This is a genomic window from Vibrio sp. A37 (genome assembly GCF_059777565.1).
In genome coordinates this window covers 321,825-334,757 of sequence record NZ_JBLNLI010000006.1, presented here as the reverse complement: position 1 = coordinate 334,757, position 12,933 = coordinate 321,825, and the positions used below count along the sequence as shown (strand labels likewise).

The window sequence follows — 12,933 nt, the reverse complement described above, 5'->3', positions numbered from 1 at the left end:
TGCGCGCTCGTAGCTCAGCTGGATAGAGTACCTGGCTACGAACCAGGCGGTCGAAGGTTCGAATCCTTCCGAGCGCGCCATTATTTTAAACCTCGCTTCGGCGAGGTTTTTGTCGTTTTGGGGCTATGTAAAGTGATATTCGCTTCTTCTTTGCCTTTCTTAACCAAGCGGCCTTGTTCGAGAATTAGACACTGTATTTAATCGTCTATTTTTGTGATCAAAATAGTATTCAATCCTTCTACTAAGGGGTAATTCCCATAATCTCAGCCACTAAATTGACAAAAAATCATCATTCAGGATAACTTCTATAGAGCAATGTTTAACCGCCTGCAAAGGGTGGCCTAAATTTGATGTGATATAAGGAACGACAATGGCAGATATTGGAAGTCTGTTAGAAAGTGCTGCGACATTGATGATTACAGGGATGGCTGCTGTATTCTTATTTCTTACGATTCTGGTGTTTCTTGTTTCCCTGATGGCAAGGATAGTGCCTAGGGAAGAGCCAGAACCAGTATCGAACCCGAGTGCTAGTTCTCACAGCGCCACGCTTTCTCAGACGATAAGCCCAAAAGTGATTGCTGCTATCAGTAGTGCAGTTCACCAATATCGTAAACGTAATACCAAATAGATTTTAATGGATTAAAGGATCGTCAAATTATGACAAAGCCGCTTTCTATCACGGATGTAGTGTTGCGTGATGCCCACCAATCACTGTTTGCTACTCGAATGCGTATCGAAGATATGTTACCTATCGCAGCCCAGCTTGATGAGGTTGGGTATTGGTCACTTGAAACATGGGGCGGGGCAACATTTGATGCCTGTATTCGATACTTAGGTGAAGACCCTTGGCAACGTTTACGAGAATTAAAAAAAGCCATGCCTAAAACGCCCATGCAAATGTTGTTAAGAGGGCAAAATTTACTTGGCTATCGTCATTATGCCGATGATGTCGTGACCAAGTTTGTCGAGAGAGCGCATCATAATGGTATGGATGTGTTTCGTATTTTTGATGCGATGAACGATATTCGAAATTTCCAAACCGCGATAAAGGCAACGATTGACGTTGGAGCACATGCACAAGGCACTTTATCTTACACAACAAGCCCTGTGCACAGTGCACAAACTTGGGTCGACCTCGCTAAGCAGCTAGAAGATCTTGGTTGTCATTCGCTTTGCATCAAGGATATGTCGGGGTTACTCAAGCCTTACGAAGCGGAGGAGCTTATTACGGCAATTAAAGCTTCATGTGATATCCCTTTAGCACTGCATTGTCATGCAACAACAGGGCTTTCTCTGGCGACTGCGGTAAAAGCTGCTGAAGCTGGAGTGGATATGCTCGATACGGCTATTTCCTCAATGAGCTGTACGTACGGTCACACTCCGACAGAAACGGTTGTTGCTATGCTTGAAGGCACGCCAAGAGATACCAACCTAAAGCTAGATAAGCTTGAACCCATCGCCGCCTATTTTAGAGAAGTAAGGAAGAAATACGCAAAATGGGAAGGACAGTTAAAAGGGGTAGATTCACGTATTTTGGTTGCACAGGTTCCAGGTGGCATGCTAACCAATATGGAGTCCCAGCTTAAAGAGCAAGGTGCGGAAGATCGCCTTGATGAAGTTCTTGCTGAGATCCCTAAAGTTCGTGAGGATCTTGGCTATTTGCCTCTTGTTACTCCCACCTCGCAAATTGTGGGATCTCAGGCAGTGATCAATGTGCTTACAGGAGAGCGCTATAAAACCATCACTAAAGAGACTGCTGGGGTACTAAAAGGTGAATATGGTTCAGCTCCTGCTGAATTAAACTCAGAGCTACGAGTAAAAGTGCTGGATGGAGAAGAACCAATTACATGTCGTCCTGCCGATCTTATTGAGGATGAGTTGGACTCTTTAACGAATGAGCTTCAATCTCTAGCGAAAAAAGACAACATTCGTCTTGCTGACGATGAAGTCGATGATGTTCTAACCTACGCACTTTTTCCTCAGATAGGCCTTAACTTCCTAAAGAATAGAAATAACCCTGACGCTTTTGAACCTGCACCATCAGTTGAAAACTCTTCTAGTAGCAACTCTCAAGTATCAGCTCCAGTTCCGACTGGGGTTGTTGAAAGTTATAGCGTAAAAGTGGATGGTCAAGTCTATGATGTTGAGGTTGGACCAAAAGGTCAGCTGTCGTCAGTTACTTCTCAATCAAGTGCTCCACAAGAGCCAGTCGGTAACTCAGTAACAGATCCAGTTGTTGCTCCTTTGGCTGGTAATATCTTCAAAGTCAATGTTGCAGTGGGCGATCAAGTGAACGAGGGCGATGTGCTTATCGTGCTTGAAGCGATGAAGATGGAAACGGAGGTTCGCGCAGCAAGCAGCGGCACGGTTCTTAGTATATCGGTGAAAGAGGGAGACTCGGTCACAGTTGGCGTTCCTCTTCTGACGATCGCTTAACATAGGGAGTAAGACATGGATGCGTTGACGACCCTTTGGTTGGAAACAGGAATCGCCAACTTTGAATTTAGCCAGATTTGCATGATGTTGGTTGGTGCTGGGCTGATTTTTTTGGCAATACGCAAAGGATTTGAGCCTCTGTTGCTGCTTCCAATCGGCTTTGGCTGTATTTTAGCTAACATTCCCAATGCAGGATTTACCGAACCGGGTGGATTACTGTACTACGTTTATGAGGTTGGTATTGCTTCTGGCGTGTTCCCGCTTCTTATTTTCATGGGCGTAGGAGCGATGACAGATTTTGGAGCTCTGATTGCTAACCCGAAAACATTGTGGCTAGGTGCTGCCGCTCAATTCGGTATATTTGCGACCTTATTTGGTGCGATACTTTTAAATTATATTCCGGGAATGGAGTTTTCCATGGCCGATGCTTCTTCTATCGCCATTATTGGTGGAGCAGATGGACCAACCGCAATATTTCTAGCAAGCAAACTCTCACCAGAACTTCTTGGCGCAATTGCGGTAGCGGCATACAGCTACATGGCATTGGTTCCTATTATCCAGCCACCAATTATGAAAGCATTAACAACTTCGTCGGAAAGAAAGATCCGAATGGCGCAGCTTAGGCATGTAAGCAAACTAGAAAAGGTCATTTTCCCGATAGTTGTGTTACTTATGACGATTTTATTTTTGCCTTCTGCGACACCTCTAGTAGGTATGTTTTGTTTAGGGAACTTGATGCGTGAAGCGGGTGTTGTTGAGCGTTTATCAAAAACGGCGCAAAACGAGCTGATCAATATTGTCACGATTTTTCTAGGTTTAGGTGTTGGCTCAAAGTTGCAAGCAGATAAATTTCTAAATTTAGAAACTCTAGGCATTCTAGCATTGGGGGCGGTTGCGTTTAGTATTGGTACTGCTGCGGGGGTTTTGATGGCCAAGTTATTAAATTGGCTATCGAAAGAAGATATTAACCCACTGATAGGCGCAGCAGGTGTATCTGCAGTGCCGATGGCGGCTAGGGTAGTTAACAAAGTTGGGCTTGATGCCAATCCACAGAACTTTTTGCTCATGCATGCGATGGGACCAAACGTTGCAGGGGTGTTGGGTTCTGCTGTCGCGGCGGGAATTTTGCTTGCTTTGGTTGGCTAACCTCACACCAACAAAACGTTTCTTGAGTAATTTATAGGCAATTAGTTAACTTATTTGCAAGAAATGTTATATATTCAAAGGGATGCTTTAGCATCCCTTCTTTTTAAGTTAATAGGGAACAGATGCAATGGAAAACAAACAAATTGCAATTACTCAATTTGGCGGACCGGAAGTACTGTCGATTCAATCTTCACCTGTACCAAAACCTCAGTCAGGAGAAGTGTTAGTCAAAGTGGCTTTTGCAGGCGTTAACCCTATTGATGTTAAAACCCGCGCAGGACTGGGGTGGGCGGCAGAGAGAAACAAGGACAAATTGCCTTGGGTACCAGGATACGATATTTCTGGTGAAGTGGTGGAAGTTGCTGAAGGAACGCGCAAGTTTAAGGTTGGAGATAATGTCGTTGGCTTTATTGGCTTCCCGCTAGTCGGAGGAGGATATAGCCAATACATATCAGTGCCAGAAACAGAATTAAGCCTAATTCCTGAAGCAGTAACGTTAGAAGCTGCTGCAGTTTTACCACTGGCTGGACAGACTGCGGTTCAAGCATTAGACAAAGCCCAAGTAGTCGAAGGCGATCGTGTACTGATACTTGCAGGAGCAGGCGGTGTAGGTCATTTGGCGGTTCAGGTTGCAGTAGCCGCAAAAGCCGAAGTTTACACGACCTGTAGTGAAAGCAACCTCGATTATATGGCAACGTTGGGCGCTCATGCGATCAACTACAAATTTGCGCCAGTTTCTGAACGTTTGGAAGAAGTGGATGTATTGATCGACCTTGTCGGCGGAGATGCGGCATTAGATGCAATGAAGTGCTTAAAAGATAACGCTAGAATTGTTACCGTGCCGACAATTACCGCTGAAATGATTTGTGAGAAAGCCAAAATGCTTGGCTTCGAAGCCTCTGGAATGATGGTTGAGCCAGATCCTGAACAGCTGGATACCATGTTATACATGGTCAGTGTCGGTTTACTTAAAACTGAAATCCAGAAAGTGTATCCTATAACTGATGTGGCGGATGCTCACAGTCAAATAGAAACAGGGCACACTAGAGGCAAGGTATTACTTGATATGAAATGTTAGAAGCGTTTAACGCTGCCTTCCATACTTTCGCACTATGGTTTTCCAATTCAGCATTATGGGTTCTATTTATTATAGGATTTCTAAGTGCAACACTCTTACCCGGAGGCTCAGAAGCAACATTGCTTGCAACACTGAGCCTTCATCAATATCACCCCTCTATTGTTGTTCTTGTCGCTTCTGTAGGTAATACCTTGGGAGGTTTAACCAATTATTGGTTAGGTTTGTGGATTCCCAATCGAACTGACAAAGAAAAGCATGGTCATAAAGCTCTGATGTGGTTAAATAAGTATGGCTACTGGACACTGCTGTTCAGTTGGTTGCCTGTTATTGGCGATCCGCTCTGTTTGGCCGCTGGTTGGTTAAGGATGAAATTTGTTCCAAGCACCATCATGATCTTCGTTGGTAAGGCGCTAAGATATAGCCTGCTGGCTGCTATTTTCTATGGAATTTTTAAGGGATGAAAAATGAAAAAAATTTGGTTAGGCGTTTTGATGTTGCTTGTACTTACAGGGTGTACAAGCAATAGTAGTTCTTCCCTTCCATTTTTTTCCTCGCTGCCAAAAGGTGTAAAACTTGTTGAGGAAGTTAAGGCTCAACCCGGTAAGGTAATGATCCCTTACTCAAAGTATGTTCTCGATAACGGTTTAACCGTTATTCTCTCTCCCGACCACTCCGATCCTCTTGTACATGTTGATGTCACTTATCACGTAGGTTCAGCTCGCGAGCAAGCTGGTAAGTCTGGCTTTGCCCATTTCTTTGAACACATGATGTTCCAAGGTTCAGAGCATGTTGGCGATCAACAACACATCAAAATTATCACTGAGGCTGGTGGCAATCTAAACGGTACTACCAACCGAGATCGCACCAATTATTTTGAAACAGTACCGGCTAATCAGCTAGAAAAAGTACTGTGGTTAGAATCTGATCGAATGGGCTTTTTACTTGGTGCTGTGTCTCAACGCAAGTTTGAAATTCAGCGCGATACGGTAAAAAACGAGCGCGCGCAAAACTATGATAATCGTCCGTATGGACTTATGTGGGAGAGAATGGGTGAAGCCTTGTATCCAGAAGGACATCCATATTCTTGGCAAACTATTGGTTATGTCGAAGATCTAGACCGTGTAGATGTTAACGACTTAAAAGCATTTTTCCTTCGTTGGTATGGGCCGAATAATGCAGTTCTGACCATTGGTGGGGATATCAATGTTCATCAGACGCTTGAATGGGTGAATAAGTATTTTGGCTCGATTCCAAAAGGGCCGGAAGTGAAAATTGCAGAGAAGCAGCCTGCTAAATTACCAGAAAACAGATTTATCACTCTACAAGATTCTATCAAGCAGCCAATGTTGGTCGTGGGTTGGCCGACTCAATATCGCGGCGCAGAGTCTCAAGCTTCGGTAGATGCGCTTGCAAAGGTCCTTGGCAGTGGGCCTAACAGTATCTTGTACCAAAAGCTAGTGAAGACTGAAAAAGCCGTGGATGCTGGTGCCTATCAAGATTGTGGAGAGCTTGCTTGTACATTTTATATTTATGCAATGGCTCCTTCAGGCGAGAAAGGTAACCTAGCCCCTTTATATAAAGACATTCAAGCGATCCTAAAAGAATTTCAAAATAAAGGTGTTCAGAAAAATAGATTAGAGCAAATTAATGGCCGAGCTGAGGCGAGTGCGGTTTTTCACCTGCAAAGTGTTCGTGGCAAAGTCTCTCAGCTCGCTTCCAATCAAACCTTTTACAATCAGCCTGATAGAACGCAAACGCGTTTAGATGAGATTAAGGCTGTTACGCCAAAATCGGTTATGCAAGCTTATGATGACTTTATCAAAGACAAGTATAAAGTCGTGCTCAGTGTTGTGCCCAAAAATGAGCCTCAAAAAGCGGTTCAAGCAGCGACATTTGTGACCCCTAAGCGAACTTTGCCAAAGTACAGCAAAATAAAAAATAGTGAGCTAAATTATCGCACGGTAAAAGATAACATTGACCGTTCTAAAATGCCGACTGTTGCGGGTAGCGTGCAAGCCCATATGCCTGATTTATATCAGATGCATTTTAAAAATGGCGCGGAGCTACTTGGAACCAAAGCAACAGAAACACCGACCGTTCAAATTGAAATAAAGCTGCCTGCAGGTGAGCGCCAGGTAGAGCCTGGTAAAGAAGGTGTCGCAGGTTTGACTGCAGCACTAATACAGGAAGGGACGACGCAAAATACGCTGGAGCAGCTCCAGGCGAAACTCGACAAATTAGGCAGTTACGTTAACTTTGATGCTCATACCTATTCCACTTCAATATCCATCTCGAGTTTGACTAAGAGCTTGCCTGAGACATTGCAGATTGTCGAAGAGATGTTGTTCCATCCAGCGTTTAAGCAAGAAGACTTTGACCGAGTGAAAAAGCAGTTTTTAGAAGGCATCGTGTACCAACATCAAAAGCCAAGCTGGTTGGCTTCTCAAGCAACGCGACAGGTTCTGTTTGGAGACTCTGTTTTTGCTCGTTCAAGTGATGGCACAAGGCAATCAATCAGCTCTCTTACTCTCGCTGATGTGAAAGAGTTTTATAAGCAGCATTACACGCCACATGGTGCTCAGGTTATCGTTGTGGGAGATATCAGCGAAAGCAAAATTAAAAAAGAGCTGGCTTTTTTTGAAGAGTGGAAAGGTGACGTTCCCCCTCTGATTCAACCACAAGTCGTTAAGCCTTTACACGGTCAAAAAATCTATTTAGTCAATAAGCCAAATGCGCCACAAACTATCGTACGCTTTGTTCGCCAAGGTCTTCCATTTGACGCTACAGGGGAAGTCTTCTTGACTCAGCTTGCCAATTTTAATTTGGCAGGTAATTTTAATAGCCGTATTAATCAGAATTTAAGAGAGGATAAAGGTTACACCTATGGCGCAAATGGCTATTTAGCTTCCAACCGTGAGACTGGCGCGATTGTTTTCACTGCTCAAGTTCGAGCCGATGCTACGATCCCTTCAATTTTGGAAATGGACAAAGAAATGAAGCGGTTTAGTCAGTCGGGGCTGACTAATGAGGAAGTGAGCTTTATGCGTCAGGCTGTGGGGCAACAAGATGCTCTGACCTACGAAACTCCATCTAAGAAAACCAATTTGTTGAGTAACATTTTGACATTTAGTTTGGACGACGATTATTTGCAGCAACGGAATGAAATTGTAGATGCGGTATCAAAATCGACATTGAACAAAGTTGCGAAAAAGTGGTTTAACCCAGATGATTACCAAATCATTATCGTCGGTGATGCGAAATCATTGCGCCCACAGCTAGAAAAATTGTCGATTCCGATGGAACAGCTTGAAATCATCCATTAGAGTACACATTAAGTATCAAAAGGTGCAACGCAGATATGTGATACCTTTCATTGGCATATCATATTTGCCAATGTGTGTGGAGTATTAAGCCATAGGTAAAATTCTACAATATCGTTAATTTAAAGAATTGTAGATGTTGATAAGTATATGTAAATCATTAGCCTTGGCGTATCTGCTTGTCTAATTGCGAGCAAGCCCTGATGGCATTGGCTACATGGGCATAGAATATAAGTGAATTCGTTTTGACTGATTTTTCTTCTCGACTTCAGATGGTTGCCAACCATGGTGAAGTATTTAAACAGCTTGGGCGTGGTATAGAGCGTGAAACACTAAGATACCATGAGCAAGGTAAGCTTTCGTCTAGTCCGCACTCCAAAGGCTTAGGTTCACCGTTAACCAACAAGTGGATCACGACCGACTATTCAGAATCTCTACTCGAATTTATTACTCCTGTATCGAATAATATCTCGACGATCGTTTCTCAGCTCAACGATATTCACCACTTCTCTCAAACTAAAATTGGGCAAGATAAGTTGTGGCCGTTATCGATGCCTTGTTTTGTTGATAGTGATGATTCGATTCAACTGGCTCAGTACGGCAGCTCAAATAGCGGTAAAATGAAAACTTTGTATCGACAAGGTTTAAAGTATCGTTATGGCAGCTTGATGCAAATTATTTCTGGTGTGCATTTTAACTTTTCTTTCCCGGAATCGCTATGGGACAACTTATTTGGCAAGCAGTCAGATCAAGAAAGGCAGCAGAGTAAATCTGAAGCCTATTTTGGCTTGATTCGGAACTATTATCGCTTTGGTTGGATGATTCCCTATTTCTTTGGTGCTTCTCCTGCACTTTGTTCTTCTTTTGTTGCGGATAGAGAATCTTCTCTGCCATTTAAAAAACTTGGTGAAACGCTGTATTTGCCTAAAGCGACTTCTTTGCGCCTTAGTGATCTTGGTTATACCAACGACGCGCAAAGTGAGCTCAAAATTGGCTTCAATAGTATTGAGCAGTACTTGGAAGGATTGAACAAGGCGATCAGAACGCCTTCGGAAGAGTTTGCCAAAATTGGCGTTAAGGTCGATGGAGAATACCGCCAGCTCAATAGCAATGTGTTGCAGATAGAAAACGAACTTTACGCACCTATTAGGCCCAAACGGGTGACTGAACGAGGAGAAAAGCCCTCCGAAGCCCTTGAGCGTGGTGGTGTTGAATACATCGAAGTACGCTCTTTGGATGTTAACCCATTCAGCCCTATAGGCATTTCTGAGCAACAAATTCGCTTTTTGGACCTATTTTTAACTTGGTGTTTACTCACTAAGTCCGATTATATGGATAACTGTGAGTTAGAATGCTGGCGCGATAACTGGAATAAAGTGGTGCTAGAAGGTCGAACTGTAGGGTTAGAGCTACAAATTGGCTGTGAAGGTGAAAGGTTGAGTTTGCAAAAGTGGGCTCACCAAGTATTTGACGAACTCGAGCAAATTGCCGCCGTTATGGATAGTCAGCAAGGTGGAGAAGAGTATGCAAACACATGTTTTTCCCTTCGCCAATGCATTGATAATCCAGAGCAGACGATATCAGGTCAACTTCTCGACTTGACAAAAGAGTTAGGTGGTTTAGGAAAGGTTGGCTGTCAATTAGGAGAAGAATATTATTCTCAGCGTATGTCCCATCAATATCAGGCGTATTCAGAGAAGCTTATGGAAGAGGAAGCAACGAGGTCAATAGAGGCTCAGCATCAGGTCGAACAAAGCGATCAAATGACATTTGATGAGTTTTTAGAGGACTATTTCTCTTATTTAAAATAAAGGACCACAATGTAGATGATGACCAAGTGGTTTCGCCGCGCTGCTTTGTTGGGCTGCGCGGCCTTGGTTGCAGGCTGTGCTACACCTACTCCAACAGATCAAGGCAATATCTGCTCCATATTCGAACAAGAACCTGGCTGGTATGAAGATGCTGTGCAAATGCAAAAAGAGTGGGGAACGCCCATCAACGTTGCAATGGCTATCATCGAAGAAGAAAGCCATTTCCATTATGATGCCCAACCACCAGAGCAATATTTCTTAGGCTTTATACCCACAGGCCGAGCAAGTACGGCTTACGGTTACTCACAAGCACAAGATCCTGTATGGGATGAATACGTTCGAGCAACTGGAGATTCTGGTTCACGCACTGACTTTAGAGACTCAATCATGTTTGTCGGTTGGTACACCCATGAGACTCGCCGAATACTTGGGATTTCTTTGTGGGATCCATACCGTCAATATTTGGCTTACCATGAAGGTCGCTCCGGCTACGAACACAAAACTTACCTACATCAACCTTGGCTAATGCGAGTGGCTAGGAAAGTTGAAAGAAATGCAAAAACCTATGACTGGCAGCTGAGGCGATGTAGAAAAAGGTTGGAAGAAGAAGAACACAGTTGGTTCTTTTAGCATCAGACCTCTTTATTGGAAAATTTGAAAATTAGACTATATAAGCCAAGAGTTTTATAAATTAACAATTTTTATAAAACTCTGCCCTTTCTGATAACAATTCATTGTTTTCATAAAAAAATATAATTATCATTAATGTCTATTTTATATTCTTAAACTCACTATTGTTAACCCACTCTTAATCCTTCGAACGTTATAGTTACCCCAAATTAATATTGTAGTGGCATGGTGTTAATTATTCACTGTGAATGGTAATTATGGCGATTAATAAGAAGCTTCCTCAGTCAAGATTGATGATTCAATATGACACGCGAGTAGAAGGGGAAAAGAAGAAAAAAGAACTTCCTTATCGGATGATGGTACTTGGTGATTTTTCTGCTGGGAAATCAAAAGATGCACAGATACCCTTTGAAGAAAGGGAGGTACGTACTTTAAAGCATGGTATTAATTCATCGCTTAAGGATATGGGGATTTCTCTCGACATTTCTGTTCCAAACAGTATAAACCCATCCAAATCTCCAATGTTGAATTTAAATTTTGAATTAAATTCAATGAAGGACTTTAAACCTGAAAACCTAGCAAAAAAAATTCCAGAAATTAACGCACTTCTGCAACTAAAGGAGATGCTTTCTGGTTTTGAGAAAGATATTGATAATAATCGGACGTTAAAGAAAACGATTGATTCTATTTTCTCAGACCAAGAACAGCTTAAAAAACTTAAAAAAAGCATTCCACAACTTAGTAGCTACTCGTTAAATAAAAATGAGGAAGCAGTGGTTGATTCCGTTATTGAACAAGATAGCAGTGCGGCATCGACTGAAGATACTACAAATACCGACGACGCTTAATATTAGGCTTTATCATGACAGAGACTATTACAGTAGATGAGACAAGTTCTCTTCACAGCATTATTAATTTGTTCGGTGGAACGCAGCAAGAACAAAAAAATAGCCTTGCCAAGGTAAATATCGACATTAGTGACAATTTAACGTCTGTTGGCGATATTTACGAAGACTATTATTCTCGAAATATTGCGGCATTGGCTATGGTACTTGCGAATAACGACGACATTATTAATTACAACAAATCCTATGTACAAAGTGCAATAGAACGTATTAATGAAGTGGTTGAAGAGCAAGTTAACAGCATTCTAAAACACCCAGAATTTCGGTATCTGGAAAACCAGTGGCTCAAGCTTGAGGAGCTGGTAAAAGACGAATATGACAATATCGAAGTGACTCTGCTTGATGTAAAAAAAGAGGAGCTGCAATACGACTTTGAGCGAAACATGTACGACATTTCCAGTAGTGAAATGTTTAAAAAGGTTTATGTCTCAGAGTATGACCAATATGGCGGCGAGCCGTATGGCCTTATCACGGGTTTGTACGACTTTGAAAACACCATGGATGATATTACCTGGTTAACCGGCATGGGGATGATTTCTGAGTCAACTCATGCTCCATTTATCGGTGCGATTAATCCAAGTTTCTTTGGTGTAAACAGTATTGAGGAAGTGAGGCAAATCAAGAGCTTTGAGACTCTACTCGATCACCCGAGATACCGTGATTGGAATGCATTTCGTAAGACCGACCATGCCGCATACGTGGGGTTAACAATTGGGGACTTCATTTTAAGGCCGCCTTACCATCCAGCGAATAACCCAGTGCAAGACAAAAATATGAGTGGCTTTGTTGAAGAAGTACAAAGCTATGAGTCGAATGAATCCTATCAATGGGGTCCGGCCTCGCTGCTGTTTACTAAAAATATTATGCGTTCGTTTGGTAAAACAGGTTGGTTCCAATACATGCGTGGTCCAGAAAATGGTGGCTATGTTGAGGATCTTATCCGCCCTGTTTTCAACGTGCGTGGTTTTGATGAGTATCGCTCACCACTTAATGTGTCATTCCCCGATTTCATGGAATTGTCACTATCAAAAATTGGTTTGATTCCAGCCATCGAAAAGAAAGGTACGTCTAACTGCTGCTTCTTTAGTGTTAATTCAGTCAAGAAGGTTGAGGAATTTGTCGACAACTATGACTCCATGAACTCTCAGTTGGTCGCTAACCTTTCTTATACCTTATGTGTATCTCGTATCTCTCATTACGTGAAAAGTGTTATTCGAGACAAAATTGGTGGCTTTTCTACCACTGAGAGTATCAGAGATTTACTCAACAGCTGGGTAAATAGATATGTGACGACAATTGCTCAACCTGGAGCTTTAGAAATGGCGAGATATCCATTTCGAGCAGCAGAAATAGAGGTCACCCAAATACCAGGAAAAGCAGGTTGGTATCGTTGCAGCATCAGCGTGTTACCACATATTCAATTTGAAGGGATGGATACCACTTTAAAAGTGGACACTCGGCTAGATCCAGGATTATTTGCGACTTCTTCTTCAGAAGAAGAAGAGTAATAAACAGCTGTCTTCTCTAGATAGCAACCTATAAATACTTTCGATTCTACTAATTCAATAATTATTTGATCGTTAGAGCTAATTTAAAATATTAAAGAG

The 12,933-nt window shown here is 42.5% G+C and carries 10 protein-coding genes and 1 tRNA gene; all 11 read left to right on the top strand.

Going from position 1 to position 12,933, the window contains the following annotated elements:
* The first annotated feature begins 3 nt into the window (after positions 1-3).
* The 11 genes from ACM2FC_RS13290 to tssC all read left to right on the top strand — a co-directional run bounded on the left by ACM2FC_RS13290 (position 4) and on the right by tssC (position 12,834).
* Positions 4-80 (top strand) — tRNA-Arg (locus tag ACM2FC_RS13290).
* 290 nt (positions 81-370) lie between these two features.
* The gene (locus ACM2FC_RS13285) at positions 371-628 is read left to right on the top strand and encodes an oxaloacetate decarboxylase subunit gamma (protein ID WP_498481412.1); all 258 of its coding nucleotides are present in this window, start codon (positions 371-373) and stop codon (positions 626-628) included.
* A gap of 29 nt (positions 629-657) precedes the next feature.
* Positions 658-2,436: a sodium-extruding oxaloacetate decarboxylase subunit alpha gene (gene oadA, locus ACM2FC_RS13280; protein WP_498481411.1), complete on the top strand. Its 1,779-nt coding sequence runs from the start codon at positions 658-660 to the stop codon at positions 2,434-2,436.
* A gap of 15 nt (positions 2,437-2,451) precedes the next feature.
* Positions 2,452-3,582, top strand: a complete 1,131-nt coding sequence (locus tag ACM2FC_RS13275) for a sodium ion-translocating decarboxylase subunit beta (RefSeq protein WP_498481410.1) — start codon at positions 2,452-2,454, stop codon at positions 3,580-3,582.
* Positions 3,583-3,709: 127 nt separating this feature from the next.
* Positions 3,710-4,660 carry an NADP-dependent oxidoreductase gene (locus ACM2FC_RS13270; protein WP_498481409.1) on the top strand — a complete coding sequence of 317 codons (951 nt, stop codon included), beginning with the start codon at positions 3,710-3,712 and terminating at the stop codon, positions 4,658-4,660.
* The gene (locus ACM2FC_RS13265; protein WP_498481408.1) at positions 4,654-5,121 is read left to right on the top strand and encodes a YqaA family protein; all 468 of its coding nucleotides are present in this window, start codon (positions 4,654-4,656) and stop codon (positions 5,119-5,121) included. Before ACM2FC_RS13270 ends, ACM2FC_RS13265 begins: the two co-directional genes overlap by 7 nt.
* A 3-nt stretch (positions 5,122-5,124) precedes the next feature.
* Entirely contained in the window at positions 5,125-7,983 is a 2,859-nt protein-coding gene (locus ACM2FC_RS13260; protein WP_498481406.1) for a M16 family metallopeptidase, read from the top strand.
* Between the two features lie 242 nt (positions 7,984-8,225).
* On the top strand, positions 8,226-9,791 hold the full coding sequence (gene gshA / locus ACM2FC_RS13255; RefSeq protein ID WP_498481405.1) for a glutamate--cysteine ligase: 1,566 nt from the start codon (positions 8,226-8,228) through the stop codon (positions 9,789-9,791).
* 15 nt (positions 9,792-9,806) lie between these two features.
* On the top strand, positions 9,807-10,421 hold the full coding sequence (locus ACM2FC_RS13250) for a transglycosylase SLT domain-containing protein (RefSeq protein WP_498481404.1): 615 nt from the start codon (positions 9,807-9,809) through the stop codon (positions 10,419-10,421).
* A gap of 257 nt (positions 10,422-10,678) precedes the next feature.
* Positions 10,679-11,269 carry a type VI secretion system contractile sheath small subunit gene (gene tssB / locus ACM2FC_RS13245; RefSeq protein ID WP_498481403.1) on the top strand — a complete coding sequence of 197 codons (591 nt, stop codon included), beginning with the start codon at positions 10,679-10,681 and terminating at the stop codon, positions 11,267-11,269.
* Between the two features lie 14 nt (positions 11,270-11,283).
* Complete coding sequence (tssC, locus tag ACM2FC_RS13240; RefSeq protein WP_498481402.1) at positions 11,284-12,834, top strand: type VI secretion system contractile sheath large subunit; 1,551 nt, start codon at positions 11,284-11,286, stop codon at positions 12,832-12,834.
* Positions 12,835-12,933 lie beyond the last annotated feature (99 nt).